Here is a 25,463-nt window from a genome sequence, read left to right on the forward strand (position 1 = left end):
GGATCGGCGGCGTCACGCCGCCGATCGGGCGATACGCGATCAGTCGGCGATCGCGCTGGTGTCTGCAAGCGTCGACACATCCGGCGCTTCCTTGATCAGCCCCATCTGCAGCAGCAGCTCTGCCGCGGTCTTGGAAAAGTCCTGAAAATCCTTGGTGAAGAACTGCTTGTTCTCGGCCTTGTCGGCCCATTTCAGGTACTTGGCCGACTCCTCGAACTCCTTGGCTGACTGCTTCACGTCGGCGCCCATGATCTCGTAGGATTTCTGCGGATCCTTCTTGATCATGTCGAGCGCGTCGAAATAGCTGTCGGCGAGCGCCTTGGCGGCATCGGGATTGGCCTTGAGGAAGTCCGGCGTGCAGCCGACCGTATCCATCACCATCGGATAATCGAGCGTGGTCGCCAGGATGTGGCCCTGGTCGGCCTTGTCGCGCACGGCTGAGATGAAGGGCTCGTAGGTGACGGCGGCATCGTTCTGGCCGGCGAGGAAGGCTTGCGCCGCCGCGTCCGGCTCCAGGTTGACGACTGTCACGTCCTTGGTCGACATGCCGTTCTTGTTGAGCACCCAGGCGAGCAGGAAATAGGGCGAGGTTCCAGGCGCGGACGAGGCGACGTTCTTGCCCTTGAGATCGGCGACGGTCTTGATGTCGTTGCGCACGACGATGCCGTCGGCGCCATAGGATTTGTCGAGCTGGAAGATCTGCTTGGTGGTGACGCCGCTGGCGTTCCACACCATCCAGGTCTCGACCGTGGTCGCCGCGCATTGCAGGTCGCCGCTGGCGATGGCCAGCGGACGGCTCGCCTGCGGCACTTTCTTGAGCGTGACGTCGAGCCCGTGCTTTTCGAAAAGCCCGGCCTGCTTGGCCAAGGTCAGAGGCGCGAAGCCGGTCCAGCCGCTGATGCCGATGGTGATCGACGTCGCCGCCATCGCCGGCGCGCTGAGCACCGCGGCCGCCGTCAGCGCCGCCGCGAAGATGGAGGTTCTTTTCATTGTGGTTCCCCTTTTGTGGTGAGCGCGAATTGTCTCACAGACCCCAAAAGGCTTGTCAATGAAGCGGAAGCCGCACCGGACGAGGGTCCAATCCGACGCCCGCCGGCGGACCTTGAGGGGCTTCTCGATTGCTCACGGCGTGCCCCAGCCGCGGTTGCGCCACATCTTCTCGCCTGCCAGGCAATCCGCGGCCGGCCCGTCGTCGGCGAGCACGACCGGCGGATGCGCCGCCTCTTGCGCCGCCCATTGCAGCGAAGCGGGACCGGCAAGCTCGAGCACCAGCTTGCGGCGGATCGCTTCGGGAAACTGCGTCCAGTCATTGACCGGGATCATGAAGGCGCCCGGTCCGCCGATGACGCAGTCGCTGTAATAGCGGTCGAGATTCTCAACGTCGAAGGCGCCGCTGAAACCGCCGCGCGTCATCAGCGGCAGCCCGTTGATGGTGATGCCTTGCCTGACCACCTCGTCGCGCGTGAGGTCGACCGGCGCGCCCTGATTGTTGGGCCCGTCGCCGGAGATGTCGATGATGCGCTTGGTTCCCTGGAATCCGCTCTCGGCGAACAGATCGCTGCCGAAGCTCAGCGCGCCGGAGATCGAGGTCCGCCGGGCGCTGTCCGGCGGACGGGCATCGAGTTGCGCCACCACCTTCTCGGCATCGGCGCGGTTGGCGATCACCGTCCACGGCACGATGACGCGCTGCCAGGTCGTGCCTGCCCACTCGACATAGGTTACCGCGATCTTGCCGTAGGCGCCGTCGGCGATGGCCTTCAGCACATTGTCATGCGTCAGCGCCGCGGCATAACCATGACGCTGGATCTCAAGCTCGGCCGGCGACATCGAGAGCGAAACATCGACCGCCAGCACCAGTTCGACATCGACAGGCTCGGCAGGAGAAGCTGCCGGTGTCAGCCAGAGCGCCAGCGCCAGCGCGGCACTGCCTGAAAAAATATGCCTTGCACGGGCATAAGCAGACATGGAGCAAGGTTAGGCGAAAATCGCCGCGCGCAAAAGCCGGGAATCCGGGCATCGGATTCCGCCGCCGCGGAACCGTTCAAAAATACCGCGCGAGATTCGCACGGATGCGTTCCAGCACGCTGTCACCGGAAAGGTCGGGCACGAATTCCGCGCCCGTGATCGCCTCGTAGGCCTGGATATAGACCGCCGAGGCCTGGTTGACGATCTCGTCGGGAATTTTGGGAATCGGATCCTTGTAGGGATCGCAGCGCGCCGACACCCACGAGCGGACGAAATCCTTGTCGAAACTCTGCGGCCGCCCGCCGCTTTCGAATGCCTCGTCATAGCTCGCCGCGATCCAGTAGCGGCTGCTGTCGGGCGTGTGGATCTCGTCCGCCAGCACGATGGCGCCGTCCGGCGCGGTGCCGAATTCATATTTGGTGTCGGCCAGGATCAGGCCGCGTCCGGCGGCGCGCTGCTGGCCGCGCGCGAACAGCTGCTGCGCATAACGCGATACCGTGTCCCACTGCGCCTGCGTGAGCAGCCGCTGTTCGATGATCTCGGCTTCCGACAGCGGCTCGTCATGGCCGCCGCTGGCGGCCTTGCTGGTCGGGGTGATGATTGCTTGCGGCAGCTTTTCATTGTCGCGCAGCCCATCGGGAAAGGTGTGACCGTAGAAGCTCCGTTCGCCCTTCCTGTATTTGGTCAGGATCGAGGTGCTGGTGGTCCCCGCCAGATAGCCGCGCACCACGATCTCGACCGGCAGCATGTCGAGCCGCCTGCCAACCACGACATTGGGATCGGGATATTCCAGCACGTGATTGGGACAGATGTCGGCTGTTTCCTCGAACCAGTAGCGCGCCGTCTGGGTGAGGACCTGCCCCTTGAATGGGATCGAGGCCAGGATCGTGTCGAACGCGCTTAGACGATCGGTGGCGATGATGATGCGGCGCCCGTCCGGCAGATCGTAGTTTTCGCGCACCTTGCCGTTGTAGCGGTTGGGCAGTTCGGGAATGAAGGCGTCGGACAGTATGCGCATGGGGCGTGTGGCTTTCGCGGGCTCTGATGGGCCACATAAGCTGTTGGCCTGGCGCACATCAAGCCAAGCCTGAAGGCCTTCCGAGGAAGGCCAAAGCTTTTCCGACCAGTTGCCGCTATTGCGCCGGTCGTCAACTCCTCGGCTTGAGGTTCTCCGGGTCGTAGAGCGGCTTGTAGCCGACACCGGCCACCTCGACCGGATAGGTCTCGCCAAAATACTCGACCTGCAGCTTGCGGCCTTCCTGGCAATAGGCCCAAGGCAGATAGGCGAGCGCGATGTTCTTGCCGATGGTCGGGCCGTAGGCGACCGAAGTGGTGAAGGAGCGGCGGCCGAGCTCGTCGACCAGCGTCTCGCCGGTCGCGGGATCCAGCACCGGCATGGTGCCGACCGGATATCGCGCGACACCCTTGGCGTCTTTGTTGTCGGTCATTACCAGCGTGCACAGCATCGCCGGCTGGTGCTCGCGGGCGCGATACTCCAGATGCTTGGCCTTGCCGCAGAAGTCGTTCTCCTTGACCTTCGGGCGGGCGAGGTCGGCCTCGAGCAGATTGTATTCGGTGAGCAGATCGGCGTTCTGCAGCCGCAGGCTCTTTTCCATGCGGCGCGTGTTGGCATAGGTCTCGACACCGAACGGCATGACGCCGGTGGAGCGCAGCGCGTCCCAGACGGCGAGCCCATCCTCGTAGCGCATATGCAATTCCCAGCCCTGCTCGCCGACATAGGAGATGCGGAAGGCGGTGACGTCCTTGCCGCCGATGCGGATCGGCTTGATTGCCGCGAACGGGAAATTCTCCGGCGTCAGCCCGTTCGGATCCTCGACCACCTTCTGCAGGGTCGTGCGCGCATTCGGTCCCCAGATGCCGATGGTAACGTATTTCTCCGTCACGTCGGTGACGGTGACGTCGAAGCCTTTGTCCTGCGCGGTGCGCTGCATGTAGCGGAAGTCGCGCGGGCCGGCGTCGGCGCCGTCGATCAGCCGGCACCGATCGGCCATGCGGATGACGGTAAAGTCGGCGCGCACCATGCCTTCCTCGTCGAGGAAGTGGGTGTAGATGCCCTTGCCGATATTGTTGTCGCCGCCGATCTTGGCCGCGCACAGCCATTCCAGCAGCGCGACATGGTCGGGTCCCTCGATGTCGTACATCGAGAAATGCGACAGGTTGACGATGCCGCAATCCTCGCTCATCGCCAGGTGCTCGGCGTTGGAGACGCGCCAGAAGTGGCGGTTGTCCCACTCGTTCTCGCGCACCGGCACGCGGTTGCCATACTTCTCCAGCAGATGCTCGTTGGCCGCGTAGCCATGCGCGCGCTCCCAGCCGCCCAACTCCATGAAATAGCCGCCGAGCTCCTTCTCGCGCTCATAGAACGGCGAGCGGCGGATGTTGCGGCCCTTGGAGAAAGGCTCGCGCGGATGCACCGCCGGATTGTAGACCTTCATCGCCGTTTCCGTGCAGCGATCCCAGATGAACTGTTCGCTGGTCTGGTGCGGGTAGAAGCGCGAATAGTCTATCGCGTGATGGTCGATCGAAGTACGGCCGTCGGTCATCCAGTCGGCGATCAGCTTGCCCATGCCCGGGCCGTCCTTGACCCAGATGGCGACGGCATACCACAGCCCCCTCACCTTCTGGCTTTCGCCCATCGACGGACCGCCATCGGTGGTCACCTGCAGCAGGCCGTTGAAGGAATGGCCTTCATTGTAGCCGAGCTCGCCGAGGATCGGCGTCAGCTCCATGGCGCGCTCCAGCGGCGCCATGATCTGCTCCATGTCGAGGTCGCGCTGCGACGGCGAGAGCCGCGCCTGGTCTTTTTCGAGAAGATCGCGCGGATGGCACAGACGCGGATTGGTCTCCTCGTAATAACCCCATTCGATCTGGCCGCCCTCGGCGGTCTTCGGGTCGCCGGTGTCGCGCATATAGGCAGAGTTGCCCTGGTCGCGCAGCAGCGGCCAGCCGATCTCCTTGCCGGTGCCGGCGAACTCGTTGTAGGGGCCGAAGAATGTCAGCGGATGGTCGATCGGCATGACCGGCAGGTCCTCGCCAACTAGCGCCGCGGTGAGCCGGCCCCAAATGCCGGTGCAGACCACGACATAGTCGGCCTCGATCGTGCCGCGTTCCGTCACCACACCCTTGATGCGGCCGTTCTCGACGACCAACTCCTTGGCCGAGGTGTTCGCGAAAGCCTGGAGCTTGCCGGCCGCGACACCTTGGTCGACAAGCTTGCCGGCAACCGTCTGCGAGCGCGGGATGACGAGGCCGGCATCCGGATCCCACAGCCCGCCTTGCACCAGATGTTCCTCGATCAGCGGGAATTTTTCCTTGATCTCGGCCGGCTCGATCAGCCGCGCGCGGGTGCCGAAGGATTTTGCCGAGGCGATCTTGCGCTTGATCTCGTCCATGCGGGCGTCGTCGCCGACACGCGCCACTTCGAGGCCGCCGACGCGGGCGTAGTGGCCCATCTTCTCGTAGAAATCGATCGAGTAGAGCGTCGTCCAGCAGGACAGGAAGTCGTGGCTGGTCGTGTAGCAGAAGTCCGAGGCGTGCGCCGTCGAGCCGATATCGGTCGGGATGCCCGACTTGTCGATGCCGACGATGTCGTCCCAGCCGCGCTCGATCAGGTGATGCGCGACCGAAGCGCCGACGATACCGCCCAGGCCGACGATGACGACCTTCGCCTTTTTCGGAAACTCTGCCATTGCCCGCGACTCCGGAATGATGGACGGGCGCGCTTGCACGCCCTTCGAATGGCGCACAATATGCAGAGGACGCGGATTGAGCTACCGCCTGTTTGCGACACGCCGCAGGTACGGCGCGACCCCTCGCGCTGAGATGAATTGGCTAGTCGAAGGCCCAGACGTCCTCGGCCTGAAAGCCGACCTGGTAGCCGGCGGTCTTGAGCTTTACCACGACCTGGCCAATCTCGGCCGCAGGCAGCGCGCCGACCTCGATCTTGATCATGCCCGGACGATAGCGGCCAAGGTCAAGCTGTTCGAACACCATCCAGTCGGCGCCTTCGCAGTCGACCAGGAAAGCGTCAATGTGGGTGATGCCATTGCGGTCGAGCAAAGTCTGCAAGGTTTCCGACGGCACCTCGATATCCTTCAGATGCGGCGCGAACTTGTTGAAATTGGCGTCTGCCTCGCCCCAGGCGTTCTTGCCCGACATCAGATTGGTGTCGGTGACCGACGAGCAGCCGATGAACTCGATCGGCAGCGTGCCGGCTTCAAGCGCCGCGGCATCGAAGGTGTGGACCGTGATCGTGCCCTTGGTCCTGGTCACCGCCACCGGCTCTATGACAAAGCGGCTGGCATCCGGGTAATTGGCGCGCAGCCGCTTCTGATTGTACGGGATCGGCTCGACCAGCATCGCGCACGCTCCGGGGATCCGGTGCAGCCAAGGTGTCACGTCGTCGAACAGCGCGCCGTCGCAGGCGCCGACATTGACCATCTGGAACGGCCGGCCATTGCCGCCGAACCGTGCCTTAAGCGCCGCCTTGGCGAGGAATTTCGTGCCGTGCAGAGAGGGGCCGCGATCGAGCAGGCCGGCCGGAAGGCCGAGCGACAGAAGAACGCGCGCGAGACTGGAAAGCGAGTTCATGACTTGTCTCCGGGAATGACCTGCAGCGCGGCGCGGTGCCTGCCTTGGCTTGCCGATGCCCACAGCGCCATCAGCGGGGTGGCCAGCAGCAGGAAGGGCGGCAAAAGATTGGGGAAATAGATGCGGCTGTCGTGGATCGGAAAGACGGTGAACTTCGCCAGCACGCCCAGCACAAGCGCCGCCAGCAGGATGCCGGCGCGGCGGTCGAGCCGGAAACCGGCGCGGCTCAAGCCGTACCAGCCCGCTAGTGCCAGAACCGACACGCCGACCCAGCTGTTGACGTTGATGGCGCGCACCACCGAGGCGGCGAAGGCCTTGAGATAGGCGGTCACCGAGAACGGCGGCTCGAACCCGTCCATGTTGTAATGCTGCTCGATGCTGGAGAACCAAAGATGCGGCCACCAGCCGGGATGCTGGGCCCAGTGCGAAATGGCGAAATAAGCGACGAAAGAGGCCGCGAAGCCTGCCAGCGCGCCCCATGCCTTCTCACGGAAAGCGACGAGCAGCGCCGCGAAAATGGCGAGAAAGACGATGTTGTCCGGCCTGGCCATGAATGCGAGGAAGAGCAGGACCGCCGTCGCCGCCTCGCGTTTGCGCACATAGGCGAAGACACCGCCAAGAAACAGCGCCGAGCACAGAAGGTCCGGCGTCGAGGCCCGCGCCGCATCGCCGAAATCGGCCATGATGAGCAAGGCGCCGACGACAGGCGCCAGCGCCAGCGCGCCTACCGCGCGCAGCCAGGCGAGCGTGATGGCGCCGAACAGAAGCACCGAGAATACTTGCACCAGCCGCATCGCCTCGACCGGCGAGACGACATGGCTGAGGCCGGAAAGAATTTCGGCATAGAGGAACTTGATCCGGTACATGCCGAGCAGCGAATGGAAATCGGCGGCGTTCTGCGCCATATGGCTGCGGAAGCCGCCGCCGTCGTCCGTCAGCGTCTTGTAATCGCCGGCCGACATGCCGGCCTTGACCGTGCCGTAGGCATAGTCATGCAGCGCCTGGGGATCGGGATAGGCGCTTTCCTCGGCGATCGCGAGATAGGGCAGCATGTCCCAGTTGGCGTCGGGCATGAACCAGGCGGTCGCGGCGGTCAGCAGGATATAAAGCGAGAAGGCGACCGCCCCGATCGACGCGGCCCATTTCGCGTAAGCCCCCTCGCCCCACGCCAGGCCGGCGCCGGTCAGTCGTTCCAGCGGATTGGTCGGAGCGGAGGGCCTGGTCAGCATTATCAGCGGCCCCTATTTACCGACCTGGCTTTTCACGAAGTCCTTCACGATCGACACGATGCCGCGCGACAAAAGGCTGTCGAAGGCATCGACGAAGCGGTCGACATGCTCGGGCTGGCAGATCAGCGGCGGCTCGAGCCGGATGACGTTGCGATTGTATTCGGTGAAGGCGACGAGCACGTCATAGTCGCGCAGCAGCAGCGAACCGACGAAGCCCGACAGCGAGCCCTTCAGCTTGTCGTCGAGCACGCTTACCAGCGGGCGCAGCACCATTGGCAGGGTCTGCGAGAAATCATGGAACTCGAGCCCGATCATGAAGCCCTTGCCGCGCACGTCCTTGATGATCTTCGGATATTTCTCCTTCAGCGCCTGCAGCCGCTGCAGAAGGTAGTCGCCGGTCGAGGCGGCGTTGTCGATCAGCCCTTCGTCATAGAGCACGTTGATGCCCTCGATCGCGGTGACGCAGGCCTCGCCCATGCCGCCGAAAGTCGCCATGGCGTGGATCATCGCTGTCTTCGGCGTGCCATAGGCCTTCATGTAGACGTCGCGCCTGGCGATCATCGCACCGACCGCCGCCTTGCCGGCGCCGAGCGACTTCGCCAGCGCCGTCACATCCGGCACCACGCCGTAATGCTCGAAAGCATAGAAGCGGCCCGAGCGGCCATAGCCGCACTGCACTTCGTCGGCGACCCACAGCACGCCATAGCGGTCGCAAAGCGCGCGCAGCTTCTGCCAGTATTCCGTGGGCGCCTGGATGATGCCGCCGCCGCCCTGGATGGTTTCCAGCACGATGACGCCGATCTCCGGATCGCTCTTGAACAGCCGCTCGACCGCGTCGATGTCGGCGAAAGGAACGCGCACGGCATTGTCGGCGACCTTGAAATCGGCCCGGTAGAGCTGGCCGTCGGTGATCGCCAGCACGCCCTTGGTCTTGCCGTGGAAGGAATTCTCGGCATAGACGATTTTCGGCCGCTTCGGGCCCGCGGCGCGCTCAGCGAGCTTCACCGCCGCTTCCATGGCCTCAGAACCCGACGAGCCCAGGAACACCATGTCGAGATCGCCGGGCGAGCATTTGGCGATGTTGTGCGCGAGAGCTGCCGCATATTGCGACATGAAGGCGATGGCGATCTCCTGGCGCTTCTCCTCCTGGAATTTCTTGCGGGCTTCCAAAATGCGCGGATGGTTGTGGCCGAAGGCCAGCGAGCCGAAGCCGCCGAAGAAATCGAGGATCTTGCGGCCGTTCTGGTCGATATAGAACATGCCCTCGGCGTGCTCGATCTTGACCTTGTGAAAGCCGAGCAGCTTCATGAAATGCAGCTGTCCAGGGTTGAGATGCGCCTTGAACAGGTCGGTGATGCGGGCGACGTCCATCGCCTTGGCCTGCTCGACGCTGATCAGATCGGGCTTGGCGATTGCTGTGGGCGAAAGCGCCGGCGCGTCGACCAGCGTGCGCGTTCCGGTATGTTCCGGCTTGGCCATGACGGTCATCTGAAAAATCTCCCCTTCGCGCTCTATTCGGCGGGAACCTGTCTGGTGGCGACGGCGTGGCCGTCCATCTTGGCGCGATATTCGTTGTAGGCGGCGATCAGCATGTCCTCGTCGCGATATTGCGGCACCCAGCCGAGCTGGCGCTCGGCCTTGGACACGTCGAGCACGCATTCCTCGTCGGCGATCAGATACTGTTCCGGATCCATGATCGGCATGTTCAACCAGTCGAGCAGGTCGAGCGTGCGCTTGACCGCCCAGCCGGGGGTCGGCAGCAGGATCGACTTGGAGCCGGCATGGCGGATCAGGTCGCCGAGCAGTTTTTTGACTGGCGGCGGATTGAGGGAGCCCAGATTGTAGGCCTCGTTCGGCACGCCGGCTTTCCAGGCCGCGCGGGCGGCTTCGGCGCAGTCGAATACCGAGATGAACTGGTAAGGGTTCCTGCCCGAGCCGATCATCGGCACCGGAAAATTCCAGTCGATCAGCTTGAACAGCTTTTCCAGGATGCCAAGACGGCCGGGCCCGATGATCAGGCGCGGCCTGAACAGCGAGATCGACATGCCGCGCTTGCGCCATTCAGCGGCGAGCTCCTCGGTCTTGAGCTTCGACAGCCCGTACTCGCCGAGCGGCGCCACCGGATGATCTTCGGTCATCGGCAGCATAACCGTGTGGCCGTAGATCATGTCGGTCGTATAGTGGACGAGCCTCTGCGCGCCGGCCTTGTCCATCGCCTGGATGATATTCTCGGTGCCGTCGAAATTCACCGGGAAGAAGAAATCGTGCCGCTTGGCGCGCACCTGGATCGGCGACAGCATCTTCGCCGATAGATTGTAGACGATGTCGTCGGTCCTGAGGCCGACCGCCGCGACCGAGACCGGATCGGTGACGTCGCAGGTGACGAAACGCATGGAGCGGTAATGCGGCAGGTCGCTCTTGACGATATCGGCGACGACGACGGTCTCGCCATCGGCGGCGAGCTTGGGGGCAAGGTGGCGGCCGACGAAGCCGTCGCCGCCGAAAATCACATGTCTCATCGAACGATCTCGCTTATGCCGATCTTGTCGGGATTGATGGATGCTGTCTGGTCCTCATGCCCGCGCCCACCCATTTCCCGGCCACTTTGCGCGATCAGCACCGTGCCGACGCAGATGCAGGCGATCCCGGCGATGCGCCAGCCATTGAGGTCCTCGCGGAAGACGAAATAGGCAAAGATCGCCACGGCGACATAAGCGAGGCTGAGGAACGGATAGGCGAAGCTGAGCTCGACCTTGGACAGCACATAAAGATGCGATGCCATCGAGATGACGAAGGTGCACAGGCCGAGGAACACCCAGGGGCTGAACACGATCTGCAACAGTTTGACGAGCGGATTGACGCCTTCGAAGGAAATCGGCCCCATCGACATCATGCCTTGCTTCAGCATCAGTTGCGCCGCAGCATTGGTCATGACCGTGAAGAGAATGAAGATTATGTATTTCATTGTTGCCACCCTGCCCCTTTGGGCGGTCCTATTGCAAACCCACAAAGATTTCGTGAAGCCTCGACGATGCTTTGAATAAATCGCGGTATAACATTTCACTTACCATGATTTATCTGATATTTATCTATTCTGCGGCTTCAAAAACACCTTTCGTTGCATCCAGTCTTTTTGCCGTCCGTATCCAGAAGCTCGACAGGAAAGCCGGGTCGCGAAGCGCCTCCAGCTGCTGCCATTGCGGGAACGACGCGGCGAATGTCTCAGGTCCCATCCGGGCGTCCTTGTAGGGGTTCACCGCGCCGCCCGCCTCGACTGCGATGCGGTCGAGTTCGGCGAGCAGCCGCAACGTCCTTTCGCCCCGGTTGGGGAAATCGAGCGTCAGCGTGTAGCCGGGCCGCGGGAACGACAGCAGCGCCGGCGAGCGGACATCGCCGAAGCGCTTGAGCACGGTCAGGAACGATCCCTGCCCTGCCCGCTGTGCCGCGTCGAGCAGCACAGGCACGATGCGGCGCGCATTCGCCTCCGGCACCACGCTTTGGTGCTGGAAAAGCCCGCGCGGCCCGTAGAGCCGGTTCCAGTCGCGGACCCCGTCGAGCGGAAAGAAAAAGCCTTGATAGCCTGCTTGGTGCGGAGCCTGGGACCTGCCCTTCTTCCAGCGGTAGGCCGCGTTGAAGACGGTGAGGAAGGGCCGATTGAGGACATTGAATGGTGGCTGCACCGGCACGGAAAACCGGCTGCCGGCGCGCGCCGCCGCGTGCGAGCCGTGTTCGGCATGGTTGCCCGTGAACAACAGCCCGCGACCGTGCCCATGTCCGCTGGCAAGCTGGTCGATCCAGGCGACGGCATATTCGTTGGCCTGGTCGGCAGCCTCGGCAAGATCGAAGAATTCGCCAAGATCGCGAAACCGCGTCGCCCTTTCCACTATGTCGAGCGAGGGCACCCGCATCAGCTTGATCGATGCCGACAGGATAAGCCCGGTCAGCCCCATGCCGCCGATCGTCGCCCCGAACAGTCGGATATTGTCGGTCTGCGAGCAGCGATAGGTCCGGCCGTCGGACCGAAGCAGCGTCAAAGCCTCGACATGGCAGCCGAAGGTGCCGCGCCGATGATGGTTCTTGCCGTGGACGTCGTTGGCGATCGCGCCGCCCAGCGTCACGAACTGGGTACCTGGAACCACGGCCGGAAAGAAGCCGTAGGGCGCGGCATGAGCGATGATATCGCAAAGCAGCGTGCCGGCATCGGCCTCGAGCACGCCGGTCTCGGCGTTGAAGGAACGGATGCGGTTGAGCGGCCGCATGTCGACCACCATGCCGGCATCGTTCTGGCAACTGTCGCCGTAGGAGCGGCCATTGCCGTATCCGAGCAGCGACCCGGTCTTCGCCTCGCCGCGCTTAAGCAGGGCGATCGCCTCGTCCGCCGGGATCGCCTTGCGCGCCGGCGGCGTCGCCAGTCCGAAGCTGCCGAAGCGCTCGTGCCTCATCACCAGCCTCCGGCGACGAGGAAGACCGCGCCGATGGCGACGACGATCTGGCTGCGCCAGTCGCGGATGATGAAGACGACCGGGTCGTCATGCATCTCGTCGCGGCGGGCGAGGATCCAGACACGCATCGTCAGGTAAAGCACGATCGGCGCCAGCGGCCATATCAGCCACGGATGCGGATAGAGCTCGCGCACCGCCGGGCTGTCCATATAGAGTGCCAGTACCAGCGCCGAGGAGAAAGCCGACGCCATGCCGGCCTGGGCGACGATTTCCTGGTCCTCGATACGATAGCCGCGGCCGGCGATGCGCTCGCCGGGCGGGATGGCCGTGGTGCGCAACTCGACGAAGCGCTTCACTAGCGCCAGCGACAGGAAGAAGAAGATCGAGAAGGCAAGCAGCCAGAAGGAGACGTCGACGCCGGTGGCGGCCGCGCCCGCCAGCACGCGGATCGTGTAGAGGCCCGCGAGCGTCAGCACATCGATCAGAAGCATGCGCTTGAACGACAGCGAATAGGCGGTGGTGACGGCCAAATAGCCGGCAAGCACGCCAAGGAATTCGATCGGAAGGAAGAGGCCCGCGGCGATGCCGATCGCAAGCAGCGTAGCGATCGCGCCGAGACCGAATGGGATCGACAATGCGCCGCTGGCGAAAGGCCGGTTGCGCTTGGTCGGATGCTTGCGGTCGAGCGCGAGGTCGAAGAAATCGTTGAGAATATAGATGGCGGACGCCGCGGCGCTGAAAGAAACGAATGCCAGCAGGCACTCCCAGATCATGTTCGGGTTGAAATATTCGTGCGACAGCACCATCGGCACGGCGATCAGCGCGTTCTTCAGCCACTGATGCATGCGCAGCATCTTGATGTAGATCCTCAGCGCCGGCCTCGCTGCGGGCATGGCATCGGCTTGATGCGCCGCCTGCCAGCGCCGGGCGCTGCGGTCGGGCGCCACCACGAGCGCGTTGCGCGCTGCATCGAACACTTTGAGGTCGTGCCGGCTGTTGCCGGCATAGTCGAAGCCTGCATCGCCATAGGCGGCGACAAGTGCCGCGCCTTTCCTGCCGGAGGTCATGTCGTGCGGACCGTCGGTCGCCAGCACATGATCGAAAATGCCAAGGTGCGCCGCGATCGCCTCCGCGAATTTGCGCGGCGTTCCCGTCGCCAGCACGATCTTGCGACCCTCCCGATGCTCGGCGCGCAGCCGGTCAAGCAGATCCTGGCGGTAAGGCAGCGAGGCCGGGTCAATGTCGATGCGGCCGGCGATTTCCTGCTTCAGCCGGGCCGGCCCGCCGATCAGCCAGAGTAGCAGGAGAAAGACATAGAGCGGGTTCTTCTTGAGCAGGATGAACAGGCCTTCCCACAGAAGGTCCGTTGCGATCAGCGTACCGTCGAGATCGACCGCAAGCGGAATTGCGTTCCTGTCCGACCTCGCGTCCATTGCCCTGCCCCGATCCAGCGCGGATCCCAAAACTCCGATCACGGAAAGATCACGCGCCAACTCAACCCACGCCGTATGCCGGCGTCCTCGGGTCGGATATAGCGGGTCATGACGCAGCGAACGTTAAAACGTCCGGTTGCAGAGCATTGTCCTGCCGGTTTTTCGCCATCGTCGTTAAGTGTCGGCTACCGGAAACGATAAAAGGCCGGACATCGGTCCGGCCTTTGCCAATCCTGCGGCGCCACTCTCTGTGGCGAGAGTTACTTGATGCGGGCCGCGCCGCCCGAGATTTCGACCGTTTCCGAGCCGGTCAGGGCTTCGAGGTCACCATTGGGCAGAGTGACGAAGCAGCCGCTCGAGCAGAACTCCACCGTCTCGCCGGCGGCAAGCGTCAGCTCGCTCTTGGCGCCGCCTTCGGTCACGACCAGGGTCCGCGTCTGAGCGTCCCTGTTGATCGCGCTGGCGGCGAAAGCCGAACCGCCCAGGGCCAGCAAAGCGATGGCGGCAACGACAGACTTCCACATTGCAATTCCGGTGTTCGCACACCGCCTCTGTTCAAATTTGCAAGGCATTCTCGCCCTTTGCATCGAAGCTTATATGGGATGTTACCTGAACCGCAACTGAATGCCGCATTCATGCCACAATCGGTTTCGGCGCCGGATGAGCGCAGCGTGTGGCCATTTGCAGGCCGGCCTCATCCGAATGTCGACACACCTCAGCCGGGGTCCGGCTTGCGGCCCCTGCGCTTCATCTTGGCCAGCCGTTCCCGCTCGGCCGCGGCTTCCGCCTCCAGCCTCTCGCGCTCCGCGAATTCGGCTTCGATCTTGTCGTCGTCGATCGGCCAGGCCTCGTGCTTCTTGGTTTCGACCACGGCGCGCGGCGTCGAGGGTATCTCGATCTGCTCCTGCTCGAAGATATCGAAGATGGCGAAGCGGATATCGTTCTGGACGACGCTGCCGTTCATGATGTCGGCGACGAACACGCGGATCTCGAATTCGAGCGCGGCCGCCCCGAAATTGGCGAAGAGAACGAATGGTTCGGGATTCTTCAGCACCATCGGATGGGCGCGCGCAATATCCATCAGGACGGCATGGACGCGTTTGACGTCGCTGCCATAGGCAACGCCGACCTTGATGTCGATGCGCCCGAGCTTGTTGCGATGCGTCCAGTTGCCGACCGCATTGTTGATGAGGTTCGAGTTGGGCAGGATCACCGCCTGCCGCTGGAAGGTCTCTATCTCGGTGGCACGCACGCTGATCTTCCGCACCGTGCCGCTGACGTCGCCCGCCACGATCCAGTCGCCGACCTTGAACGGCCGCTCGGCAAGCAGGATCAGGCCCGAAACGAAATTCGAGACGACGTTTTGCAGGCCGAAGCCGATACCCAGCGAAAGCGCGCCGGCAACCAGCGCCAGATTGGAAAGATCGATGCCCGCCGCCGAGATGCCGACCAGGCCGGCGACCGCCACGCCGGCATAGCCGACGCCGAGCCGGATCGAGTTGCGCACGCCGGCATCGACCTTGCCGCGCGCCATCACCGATCCGTCCAGCCAGCCCTGGAACCAGCGCGTCAGGAAATAGCCGATGACGAATACGACGATGCCGCTGAGGATGCCGAGAAAGGAGATGGTCACCGAACCGATCGTGACGCCGGTTGCCAGCTTGTAGGCCCAGGCCTCGATATCGCCGGGCTGAAAGCCCCACATCAACAGGATCAGCGGCAGGAACACCACCACGATCATGAGGTTGATGGCGATGCTGACCACCAGGCCGAGCTGGTCGAGGGCGGTATCCTCGTAGCTGGAGTTTTCCGAAAGCCATCGCCCGACCGAAGTGTCGGCGAAGCCGCCCTCCTCCCCGATCGCGCGTGCCGACAGGAAGCCGATATAGGCCGTCACCAGCACCGTGCCGGTCACCACGACCTGGAACGACACGAAAAGCGCCAGGCCGATATAGCCAAGCAGCGCCGCCGCGATGGTGAACAGGCCGAGCCCGATGGCGATGAAACGAAGCCAGGCCGGCCAGGGGCGCCATGAGCCGTCGGCCGCCCTGAACGGCCGCAGTAACCCCATCAGCACAAGGATGACGCCGACGATGATGCTGGCGACAACGCCCCTCGCGATCGTCAGCGAAAGTGGCGAACCCATCTTCTCGTTGACGACCGACAGGAAGTAATTGAACCCGAGTACCAGCGCCATGGCGGTCGTCAGTCCGACGAGCCAGCGCGCGGAACCGGTCGCGACCGGGATCAGGCGCCAATTGGGCAGGCGCGGCTCTAGTGCAGCGTTGGTCAGCCGGTTGACGCAGAACACCATGGCGATCACCGTCAGCAAGGCATTGAGGAACGTGCCGATATCGCCGCGCAGCACATTGTAATAGTTGAAGAAGAACACGGCCGAGGCGAAGAAGACGCCGAGCGCCAGGGTCGGCAGCAGCGTCGACCAGAACGCCACCGACAGCCGGCTGAGATAGGAAGGATCTTCCACGGTCGGGTCGGCCTCGAATATTCGGCCGAACAGGCGCCTGCCGCCGATCAAAAGCACCGCCGCCAGCGCCAGCGCCATAAGCGTCGCCGCGAGGATCGCCTGGAACTTGAACCTGACGGCGAAGCTCGCCCACGACGACACCGCCTTGTAGAGGCCCGTGAACTGGTCATGCGCGTCGGAAAAGGCCTGCGGGCTCAGTGCGTCCGTCAGGTCGTAGTGCTTGGTGATGACGCTGCGGAAAAGCTCGCTGCGCATGACGGCGATCCTGTCGACCAGCCCGTTGACGCGGATCGACAGGTTTTGCGCGCTGGCGACGACCGCGTTGATCTGAGCTTTTTCCGTGGCGAGCGCGCTGCGCTCGTTACTCACGATCACCGGCTCCGGGGGTTGCCCCTGCGCCGGCGGCTGGCCGAGGACCTCTGCGCGATTGTTGATGTCGGTGAGGCGCTGCCGGAATGCCAGGGCGCTGTTCAGCGCCGCGCGCGAAATATCCTCGAGCTGCAACCGGATGTCGACGAGCCCCGCATCGTCCTGGTCGGGATCGCTCAGCTTCTTCTCGAGACCGTCGGTTCTGGCTGTCAGGTCCTGGATGGCCTTGGTCTGGTCGGCGATGAGTTGTGACGAGCCATGGCCGATCGCCTGCGCCGACGCGTCCAGCGCCGGCTGCGCGAAGGCAGCGACGATGACAACCAGAACCAGGCGCAGCAGGCGGAAGAACATGATTTTGTTGGCGACTCGCGGCCGAAAAATTCTCGAAATTTCCGCCCTTGATAAAGACCGGCATATCGGGCGGCAAGCCGTCGCGATCGTGCCGGCGATAGTCGGCCTGTCGAAAAGCGATGGCGCAATCTTGGCTTTGCGCTTCCCGCCTGCTCTATAGTCTGCCGCCTCGCATCATAAGGACGATAGGAAGAATGGCGGAATATTCAGCCTTCTCGCTGCTCAAGAACGCGCTGACCGGCAACAAGGATTGGAAGCCCGCCTGGCGTAAGCCGGACCCCAAGGCTTCCTATGACGTGATCGTCATCGGCGGCGGCGGCCATGGTCTTTCGACCGCCTATTATCTCGCCAAGGAACACGGCATCACCAACGTCGCGGTGCTGGAAAAGGGCTGGCTCGGCTCCGGCAATGTCGGCCGCAACACCACGGCGGTGCGCTCCAACTATCTCCTGCCGCAGAACACCCGCTTCTACGAACATTCGATGAAGCTGTGGGAGAATCTCTCGCACGACCTCAACTACAACGTCATGTTCTCGCAGCGCGGCTGCCTGAACCTCGCGCACACGCCAGCCCAGCTCGACGACTATGCCAGGCGCGGCAACGCCATGCGCCATCTCGGCGTCGACGCCGAGCTGATGAGCGTCGACCGTATCAAGCGGCTTGTCCCGGCGCTGGATGTCTCAGGGTCAGCGCGCTTTCCCGTCCTTGGCGGGCTGATGCAGCCGCGCGCCGGCACGGCCCGGCACGACGCGGTTGCCTGGGGCTATGCGCGCGGCGCCGACCGGCGCGGCGTCGACATCATCGAGAATTGCGAGGTGACCGGTTTCCTGCGCGACGGCGACCGCATCACCGGTGTTTCGACGACGCGCGGCGAAATCCGCGCCAAGAAGGTGGCGCTTGCGGTTGCCGGCAGCACCGGCCGCGTCATGCAGCTTGCCGGCATCTCGCACATGCCGATCGAAAGCCATGTGCTGCAGGCCTTCGTCTCGGAATCGCTGAAGCCCGTCGTCGACACCGTTCTCACCTTCGGCATGGGCCATTTCTACATCTCGCAGTCCGACAAGGGCGGCCTGGTCTATGGCGGCGACCTCGACGGCTACAACAGCTACGCCCAGCGCGGCAGCCTGCCGATCGTCGATGAGGTGATGAGCGAGATGGTGGCACTGTTTCCCGGCTTGGCGCGCGTGCGCATGCTGCGCTCCTGGGGCGGGTTGTGCGACATGACGATGGACGGCTCGCCGATCATCGCCGCCGGTCCGCTGCCGGGCATGTATCTCAATTGCGGCTGGTGCTATGGCGGCTTCAAGGCGACGCCAGCCTCCGGCTGGTGCTTTGCCTATACCATTGCCAAGGACGAGCCGCATGAGTTCAACGCGCCCTTCACGCTCGACCGTTTCTACCGCGGCCTGGTCATCGACGACAAAGGCCAGGGCGCGACGCCCAGATTGCACTAGGGGTTGGATTGAAAATGCTGATCACCTGTCCCTATTGCGGCCCGCGCGACGTCATCGAATTCACCTACCAGGGCGACGGCAACCGCGAGCGGCCGCAGCCCGCCTCGCAGGACCTCGACGCCTGGAACGCCTATGTCTACGACCGGCTGAATCCGGCCGGTGACCACAACGAGATCTGGCAGCATTCCGGCGGTTGCCGCGCGCATCTCAGGGTCGTGCGCAACACAATCACGCACGAAATCCTCAGCACCGCATTCGCCCGTGGCGGCCACAAGACGGAGAGCCGCTCGTGAGCCCGCGCCGCACAGAGACCGGCGGCCGGATCGACCGGCTGCGCACCATCCGCTTCACCTTCGACGGTGCGCCCTATACGGGCCATGCCGGGGACACGCTGGCCTCGGCGCTGCTTGCCAATGGCGTGACGCTGTTCGGCCGCTCCTTCAAATATCATCGCCCGCGCGGCCTGCTTGCCGCCGGTGTCGAAGAGCCGAACGCGCTGGTGACGGTGCTGCGTGGCGAAGTGCGCGAGCCCAACATCGCCGCCACCATGGTCGAGATCTATGACGGGCTCGTAGCCGTCAGCCAGAACCGTACCCCCTCGCTCGCTTGGGATATCGGCGCCCTCAACCAGCTCGGCGGCAAGCTCCTGTCGGCCGGCTTCTACTACAAGACCTTCATGGGGCCGGTGATCGGCCCGCTGAAGGGCACGCGCTTCTGGATGTTCTGCGAGCATTTCATCCGTCGCGCCGCCGGCCTTGGCAAGGCTGGCACCGCTCCCGATCCGTCTCGCTACGAGCGCATGAACGCCTTTTGCGACGTGCTGGTCGTCGGCTCCGGTCCGGCCGGCCTGATGGCGGCGAAAGCCGCCACCGACCAGGGTGCCCGCGTCATCCTCGCCGATCTCGAAGCCCATTTTGGCGGCTCCGCCAACTGGTCGGGCGAAACCATCGACGGCATGCCTGCCGCCGAATGGGCCCAGCGCACGGTCGCGCAGCTCGGAGGCAACGACAATGTGCGGCTTTTGCGGCGCACGACGGTGTGGGGCTATTACGACGGCAACACGCTGGCCGCCCTCGAACGGGTGACCGATCATAAGGAAACGCCGGCCAAGGGCGAGCCGCGGCAGCGCTACTGGGCGATCCGCGCCGGCACGGTGGTGCTCGCCACCGGTTCCTTCGAGCGGCCGCTGGTGTTTCCGGGCAACGACCGTCCCGGCGTCATGCTGGCACATGCGGCGGAACGTTACGTCAATGAATATGGCGTGCTGCCGGGACAGCGCATCGCGCTCTTCACCAACAACGACAGCGCCTACCGCTCGGCCGTTGCGTTAAAGAAGGCCGGCGCGACCATTGTTGCCATCGTCGATGTCCGCGCCGACGTCTCGAACGACATGCGCCGGCTCGCCGGCGAGGCCGAGGCCGAGCTGCTGGACGGCCACGCCGTGGTTGCGACCGAGGGCGGCAAGGCGCTCACTGGCCTCAAGGTGCAGCGCTTCGACGCCATGAGCGGAGCGCTGAGCGGCGACGAACGCAGCATCCATGCCGACGGCCTTCTGATGTCGGGCGGCTGGTCGCCGACCATCCATCTCGCCAGCCAGGCCGGCGCGAAGGCCGAGTGGGATCCGGCGAGACAAGCCTTCCTGCCGCCCAAGCCGACGCAACGCTGGATCGGCGCCGGCGCCTTCACCGGCAGTTTTTCGACTGCCGAAGCCATTGCCGAGGGCCGCGCGGCCGGTCTTCAGGCGGCCGGAGGGACAGAGTCATCCGCTCACCTGCCCGTCGTCGAAGCGGCTCCGGGCGATCCCGATCCTGCGCCGGTCTTCGAGATCAAGGCCAAGGGGAAGAGCTTCGTCGATTTCCAGCACGATGTGACCGCCGAGGACGTGCGGCTGGCGCATCGCGAAGGCTTCGTCTCGGTCGAGCACCTGAAGCGCTACACCACGCTGGGCATGGCGACCGACCAGGGCAAGAACTCCAATGTGCCGGGCCTCGCCATCATGGCCGAGGCGCTGGGCAAGCCGATCCCCGAAGTCGGCACGACGCGCTTCCGCCCGCCCTATACGGCGGTGTCGATCGGCTCGCTCGCCGCCGAGCGCTTTGGCGACCTCAAGCCCGAGCGGCTGACACCGATGCATGACTGGCACATCGCCAATGGCGCGAGGATGTATTCGGCCGGCCTCTGGTACCGGCCGATGATCTACGGCCTTCCGGGCGAGACGGTCGAGCAGGCCTATGTGCGCGAAGCCAAGGCAACCCGCGAAAGCGCCGGCATCGTCGATGTCTCGACCCTGGGCAAGATCGCCGTGCAGGGACCCGATGCGGCCGAGTTCCTCGACCGCGTCTACACCAACATGTTCTCCACTTTGGCCGTCGGCAAGGCACGCTACGGCTTGATGCTGCGCGAGGACGGGCTTGCCTTCGACGACGGCACCACTTGGCGGCTTGGCGAGCAGGAATTCCTGATGACCACCACCACGGCCAATGCCGGCAAGGTGATGCAGCATCTGGAATATTTCCTCGACGTCATCTGGCCGGAGCTGAAGGTCACCGTGACCTCCGTCACCGACGAATGGGCGGGTGCGGCGATCGGCGGACCGAACGCGCGCGCCATCCTTGCGGCTTGCGTAAAAGATACCGCTGTCGACAACGCTACGCTGCCCTTCATGGGTATCGTCCATGGCCGCATCGCCGGCGTGCCGGTGATGATCTGCCGGCTGTCCTTCTCCGGCGAAATGGCATTCGAGGTCTATTCCGGGGCCGGCTACGGCAGCCATGTCTGGGAAGCCTTGATCGAGGCCGGCCAGCCTTTCGGCCTGGTCACCTACGGGCTAGAGGCGCTGGGCACGATGCGCATCGAGAAAGGCCATGTCACAGGCGCCGAGATCGACGGCCGCACCACCGCGCGCGACCTCCATCTCGACTGGATGCTGTCGAAGAAGAAGCCCTTCATCGGCTCGGCCATGATGGACCGCGAAGGCCTGATCGCCCCCGACCGGCTCGAGCTGGTCGGCCTGATCGCCCTCGACAACCGGCCGCTCAACGGCGGCGGCCATATCGTCGAGGAACTGGACGAGGACAATCCGCACGACTCGCTCGGCCACATCACCGCCTGCTGCTATTCGCCGGCGCTGGGCAAATACATTGCGCTTGCGCTGGTCAAGGGCGGCAAGGCGCGCCATGGAACGCGCGCCTTCGTCTCGGATCCATTGCGCAACCGGTTTGGGCCGGTCGAGATCGTCTCCAACCATTTCTACGATCCGGACGGGAGCCGCATGCATGGCTGAGCAGCATTTGCCCGAACGCCAATCGCCGCTCGAGCCGGATTATCATCCGGGTTCGCACGGCAACTTCGAACATGGCGTCGATGTCATTCTGTCCGAGATGCGACCGGGCACGATCCTGCAGCTCGCCGCCTGGCCGGGTGAAGAGAAGCAGCTGATCGAAATTATCGGCAAGGTCACCGGTCTCGCTCTGCCCGACGGGGCCGGCGGCGGCGCGAGCAGCGGTGCGCGTGCCGCCTTCGGCTTCGCGCCGGGAAAATTCACCGTGGTGGACGAGGCCGAAGGCCTGGCTGCGGCTTTCGCCGGCGCCATCACGCCGGCCATCGGCACGCTGACAGACCTTTCGCATGGCCGCACCGCGATCCGCATCGCCGGTCCGAAGGCTGAATGGGTGATGGCGAAGTTCTTCGCTGTCGATTTCGCCTTGCCGGCCTTCCCGCTCGGCGCCGGACGTTCGACCAACCATCACGACATCTTCGCCCGGATCCAGCGCAGCGGCCCAGACCAGTTCGACATCTACGTCTTCCGCTCCTTCGCGCGCTCCTTCTGGAAGGCCTTGTGCCATGCCTCGGAGGAAGTGGGTTACGAAGTGCAATAGCCCGCTCGGGCGTTGCTGGCTTAGCATTGGTCAGGCGGCATCTGGCATTATCGACGGCTACAACTGCTGCTTGAGCGCTGGGCCAGCAGGCGCGATAGGTAAGGAATCACGGGCGTTTGCCAGGGCAAACGTCCGCTCAGGCAACCCGTTCGACCATACCCTTCCATGACTGTTGAGACTTCGGCGACGGCCACGACCCGCTTTGCTCCGGCGGAGGGTCCGTCGATGCTGTTGCCGGCAACCGTCGCTTGCGGCGTGTTCATGACCAGTCTCGACCAGAACGTCGTGGTCACCGCGCTGCCCGGCATCGGCGAGAGCCTCGACCGGCCGCCAAGCCAGCTTGGCCTTTTGATCACCGTCTATGTCGCCAGCCTCATCGTCACCATGCCGCTCGGTGGCTGGCTGGCCGACCGGTTTGGGCTGCGCAACGTCTATTGCTTCGCGCTGCTCGTCTTCGCCGGCGCCTCGGCCTTGTGCGGCCTTTCGGAAAACATCTGGATGCTGGTCGGCTCGCGCGCCCTGCAAGGCTGCGGCGGCGCGCTGATGGGCACGCTTGGTCAGGTCGTGATTCTTTCGAGCTTCCCGCGCGACCGCACGCTGAAGATCAACATGTATATTTCGCTCGCCGGCCAATCCGGACCGCTGGTCGGGCCGCTCATCGGTGGCGCGCTCACCACTTACGTCTCCTGGCGCTGGATCTTCTACATCAACATCCCGATCGCGCTGACCGCGGCACTGCTGGCCGCCTCTCTGTTTCCGACGACGACCAAGCCGGTGCGCACGCCGTTCGATCTGCCTGGCTTCCTGCTCGTCGGCTGCGGCATGACGCTTCTGGTCTTCGGCATGGATTCGGTCGCCGCGAAAGATGTGGCCGCCAGCGGTATGGCGCTGGAACTCGGCTTGGCGATCGTCATCCTGACGGTTGCCGCCTTCTACTGCCTGCGCGCGCGCAATCCGCTGCTAGACCTCAATCTCTTGCGCATCCGCACCTTCCGCATCTCCTTCCTCACCGGCGGCGGCCTCGACACGATCGGCCTGAGCTCGGTGGTCTTCCTCTTGCCGCTGATGTTCCAGCTCGGCTTCGGCATGAGCGCCGTGCAGGCGGGATCGCTGACCTTCGTCGCCGCGATTGGGTCGTTGATCATGCGCTTCTTCATGCCGCGCCTTTTGAACCGTTTCGGCTTCAAGCGCGTGCTGGTCACCAATACGCCGATCGTCGCTTTGCTGGTCGCGGGCTTCGCCCTGATGCAGGAGAGCCTGCCGGCCTGGATCGTGCTTGCCTATATTTTCGCCTTCGGCGTCTTCCGCTCCGTGCAATGGGCCTCGACCGGCAATCTCTCCTATTCGGACATCGCGCCGGAGCAGCTCGCGCGCTTCAGCGCGCTCTATTACATCCTGTGGCAGCTGGCGGTGGCGATCAGCGTCGGCCTCGCGGCCGCGCTGCTGTCGCTGCTTGCCGGCGGCGGCAAGGCCGGCATCAATGACTACCGCATCCTGTTCGTCATCGAAGGATTGATCACCTTTTGCGCGCTGTCGGCCTATCTGAGGCTGACGCCGCAGGATGGCGCCCATGTCAGCGGCCATAGCGCGCATATGAGCACCGACTGACGCCTCAGCCGACGCTACTTCGCGAACGTCACCCAGTCCTCGAGCGGCGCGCGGTCGGTGCGAAACTCGTTCTCCGGCTTGGATGTGTCCTCGTAGCCCAGCGCCATGCCGCAGACGACGATCTCTTCGTCGGGAATATCGAGCACCGGCCTGATCTGGCGATGATAGGGCGCGAAGGCCGCCTGCGGACAGGTATGCAGTCCCCTGCCCCGTGCCGCGACCATGATGTTCTGCAGGAACATGCCGTAGTCGATCCACGACCCTTGGTTCAGCCTCCGGTCGATCGTAAAGATCATGCCGACCGGAGCGTCGAAGAAAATGAAATTGCGGTCGTGTTGGGCGCGCATCCTGTCGACCTCGCGGCGGCCGATGCCCAGCACGCCATAGAGCCCGAAGCCGTTGGCGCGGCGGCGGGTGAGATATGGTTCGAAGAACTGGTCGGGATAGTAGCGGTACTCGTCCCACTCCGCCTTTTCGGCACGGATCCCGGAATTGAGGATAGCATCGCTGATGCGCTGCTTGACCTCGCCTTTGGTCACATAGACGCGCCAGGGCTGCATGTTGGTGCCCGACGGCGCGCGCGCGGCGACCGCCAGGATCGCGCGGATCGTGTCGTCATCGACCATATCGGGCAGAAACGCGCGCACCGACCGGCGCGACAGGATCGCATCGTCGACGATCGCCGCGTCCATGGCGATTCGGCTATTCTTCTCCAGCATGGGCCGTCCCTTCACGCATGGCCGGAACCGCAACCGGTTCCACGGCGACCATCCGCAGACACTAAAACTGATTTGGTCCCCGACCGGACGTCCCCACTCGCCGTTCGTGGGCGTGGCTTTGCCTCAACCTCAAAAATCGCGCAAGTAAATCTTGCGGGTTATGAAAATCCCCTTGATTTTTTCATGACTTTACCGCTTCATGAAATTTACACGGATTTTTTCACGAGATACGCTTGAGCTCGACTACTGCCAGATCGGAGCAGGATAATGGCGACCGGCTGCTGGCCGGCGACATCCGTGCGCTTCGCAAGGCGCGCGGCCTCACACTGGCCGAGATTGCCCTCAAGCTCGGCCGGTCGGTCGGCTGGGTCAGCCAGGTCGAGCGCGGCCTCTCGGTTCCCTCGCTGGGTGACTTGCGGGCATTCGCCAGCCTCTTCGATGTCCCGATCAGCCTGTTCTTCAGCCATGACGTCCCTGTCGAGCAGGAACGCGGCGTGGTCGTGCGCGCCGGCAGCCGCCGTTCGCTTGGCACAAGTGAATCCGGCCTGGTGGAGGAGCTTCTGTCGCCCGATCTCGGCGGTAGCTTCGAGATGCTGCGCTCGGTCTTCGCGCCGGGCGCGGAGCTGAAGACGGAAGCGCGGCGCCCGACGGAAGAAGCGGGCTATGTCGCGTCGGGCACATTCGAGATCGAGATCGACGGCGTCTGGCATCGTCTCGGCGAAGGTGACTCGTTCCGCTTCGAGGGCAAGCCGTTCCGCTGGCGCAATCCCGGCGCCGAGCCGGCAGTGGTCATCTGGGTGGTTTCGCCACCGGTATACTGACAATGCATGTCAACCAAAAGTGCGAAGCGGTTTTGGGATAACGACATGCATCAAAAACAAAAATCGAAGCGCGAAGCGCTGAGACTCTGGAGGAAGAA

At 63.9% G+C, this 25,463-nt stretch carries 21 protein-coding genes; 7 read left to right on the top strand and 14 right to left on the bottom strand.

The window, feature by feature from the left end; genetic code table 11:
- Positions 1-39: 39 nt before the first annotated feature.
- The 13 genes from LB526_RS02870 to LB526_RS02930 form a co-directional block, all read right to left on the bottom strand.
- Positions 40-990 carry an ABC transporter substrate-binding protein gene (locus LB526_RS02870; protein ID WP_224626013.1) on the bottom strand — a complete coding sequence of 317 codons (951 nt, stop codon included), beginning with the start codon at positions 988-990 and terminating at the stop codon, positions 40-42.
- A gap of 132 nt (positions 991-1,122) precedes the next feature.
- On the bottom strand, positions 1,123-1,965 hold the full coding sequence (locus tag LB526_RS02875; protein ID WP_224626015.1) for a DUF1194 domain-containing protein: 843 nt from the start codon (positions 1,963-1,965) through the stop codon (positions 1,123-1,125).
- A 76-nt stretch (positions 1,966-2,041) separates the two neighbouring features.
- On the bottom strand, positions 2,042-2,983 hold the full coding sequence (locus LB526_RS02880; RefSeq protein WP_224626017.1) for a phosphoribosylaminoimidazolesuccinocarboxamide synthase: 942 nt from the start codon (positions 2,981-2,983) through the stop codon (positions 2,042-2,044).
- A 130-nt stretch (positions 2,984-3,113) separates the two neighbouring features.
- The gene (locus LB526_RS02885) at positions 3,114-5,675 is read right to left on the bottom strand and encodes an FAD-dependent oxidoreductase (RefSeq protein ID WP_224626019.1); all 2,562 of its coding nucleotides are present in this window, start codon (positions 5,673-5,675) and stop codon (positions 3,114-3,116) included.
- Between the two features lie 142 nt (positions 5,676-5,817).
- Positions 5,818-6,576, bottom strand: a complete 759-nt coding sequence (locus tag LB526_RS02890) for an FkbM family methyltransferase (RefSeq protein WP_224626020.1) — start codon at positions 6,574-6,576, stop codon at positions 5,818-5,820.
- Complete coding sequence (locus tag LB526_RS02895) at positions 6,573-7,805, bottom strand: hypothetical protein (RefSeq protein ID WP_224626021.1); 1,233 nt, start codon at positions 7,803-7,805, stop codon at positions 6,573-6,575. Before LB526_RS02895 ends, LB526_RS02890 begins: the two co-directional genes overlap by 4 nt.
- A gap of 12 nt (positions 7,806-7,817) precedes the next feature.
- Positions 7,818-9,293 (bottom strand): aspartate aminotransferase family protein, encoded by a 1,476-nt coding sequence (locus LB526_RS02900; RefSeq protein WP_224626022.1) that lies wholly within the window; start codon positions 9,291-9,293, stop codon positions 7,818-7,820.
- Positions 9,294-9,316: 23 nt separating this feature from the next.
- Positions 9,317-10,324: an NAD-dependent epimerase/dehydratase family protein gene (locus LB526_RS02905; RefSeq protein WP_224626023.1), complete on the bottom strand. Its 1,008-nt coding sequence runs from the start codon at positions 10,322-10,324 to the stop codon at positions 9,317-9,319.
- Positions 10,321-10,770, bottom strand: a complete 450-nt coding sequence (locus LB526_RS02910) for an EamA family transporter (RefSeq protein WP_224601881.1) — start codon at positions 10,768-10,770, stop codon at positions 10,321-10,323. The genes LB526_RS02905 and LB526_RS02910 overlap by 4 nt, the downstream gene beginning before the upstream one ends.
- Before the next feature lie 124 nt (positions 10,771-10,894).
- Positions 10,895-12,247: an FAD-dependent oxidoreductase gene (locus LB526_RS02915; RefSeq protein WP_224626024.1), complete on the bottom strand. Its 1,353-nt coding sequence runs from the start codon at positions 12,245-12,247 to the stop codon at positions 10,895-10,897.
- Positions 12,247-13,680 (bottom strand): UbiA family prenyltransferase, encoded by a 1,434-nt coding sequence (locus LB526_RS02920; protein WP_224626025.1) that lies wholly within the window; start codon positions 13,678-13,680, stop codon positions 12,247-12,249. Before LB526_RS02920 ends, LB526_RS02915 begins: the two co-directional genes overlap by 1 nt.
- Before the next feature lie 260 nt (positions 13,681-13,940).
- Positions 13,941-14,204, bottom strand: coding sequence for a hypothetical protein (locus LB526_RS02925; RefSeq protein ID WP_095764911.1), 264 nt, complete (start codon positions 14,202-14,204; stop codon positions 13,941-13,943).
- Between the two features lie 191 nt (positions 14,205-14,395).
- The gene (locus tag LB526_RS02930; protein WP_224626026.1) at positions 14,396-16,885 is read right to left on the bottom strand and encodes a mechanosensitive ion channel family protein; all 2,490 of its coding nucleotides are present in this window, start codon (positions 16,883-16,885) and stop codon (positions 14,396-14,398) included.
- Between LB526_RS02930 and LB526_RS02935 the strand changes: the two genes are divergently transcribed.
- The 6 genes from LB526_RS02935 to LB526_RS02960 all read left to right on the top strand — a co-directional run bounded on the left by LB526_RS02935 (position 16,884) and on the right by LB526_RS02960 (position 23,825).
- Entirely contained in the window at positions 16,884-17,045 is a 162-nt protein-coding gene (locus tag LB526_RS02935; protein ID WP_224626027.1) for a hypothetical protein, read from the top strand. The genes LB526_RS02930 and LB526_RS02935 overlap by 2 nt on opposite strands.
- 34 nt (positions 17,046-17,079) lie before the next feature.
- Entirely contained in the window at positions 17,080-18,339 is a 1,260-nt protein-coding gene (locus LB526_RS02940) for a sarcosine oxidase subunit beta (RefSeq protein WP_140840020.1), read from the top strand.
- A 14-nt stretch (positions 18,340-18,353) separates the two neighbouring features.
- A complete protein-coding gene (locus LB526_RS02945) occupies positions 18,354-18,632 on the top strand; it encodes a sarcosine oxidase subunit delta (protein ID WP_095764908.1) in 279 nt (92 codons plus the stop codon).
- Positions 18,629-21,622, top strand: coding sequence for a sarcosine oxidase subunit alpha (locus tag LB526_RS02950; RefSeq protein WP_224626029.1), 2,994 nt, complete (start codon positions 18,629-18,631; stop codon positions 21,620-21,622). Before LB526_RS02945 ends, LB526_RS02950 begins: the two co-directional genes overlap by 4 nt.
- A 7-nt stretch (positions 21,623-21,629) precedes the next feature.
- Positions 21,630-22,217, top strand: coding sequence for a sarcosine oxidase subunit gamma family protein (soxG, locus tag LB526_RS02955; protein ID WP_224626395.1), 588 nt, complete (start codon positions 21,630-21,632; stop codon positions 22,215-22,217).
- Positions 22,218-22,442: 225 nt separating this feature from the next.
- Complete coding sequence (locus tag LB526_RS02960; RefSeq protein ID WP_224626030.1) at positions 22,443-23,825, top strand: MFS transporter; 1,383 nt, start codon at positions 22,443-22,445, stop codon at positions 23,823-23,825.
- A 14-nt stretch (positions 23,826-23,839) separates the two neighbouring features.
- On the opposite strand, the gene LB526_RS02965 is transcribed toward LB526_RS02960, so the two are convergent.
- A complete protein-coding gene (locus LB526_RS02965) occupies positions 23,840-24,544 on the bottom strand; it encodes a nitroreductase (RefSeq protein ID WP_095764905.1) in 705 nt (234 codons plus the stop codon).
- Positions 24,545-24,777: 233 nt separating this feature from the next.
- Between LB526_RS02965 and LB526_RS02970 the strand changes: the two genes are divergently transcribed.
- Positions 24,778-25,365: a helix-turn-helix domain-containing protein gene (locus LB526_RS02970; RefSeq protein WP_224626031.1), complete on the top strand. Its 588-nt coding sequence runs from the start codon at positions 24,778-24,780 to the stop codon at positions 25,363-25,365.
- Positions 25,366-25,463 lie beyond the last annotated feature (98 nt).

The sequence above is a fragment of the Mesorhizobium sp. CA6 genome, assembly GCF_020165035.1.
Lineage (GTDB): Bacteria > Pseudomonadota > Alphaproteobacteria > Rhizobiales > Rhizobiaceae > Mesorhizobium.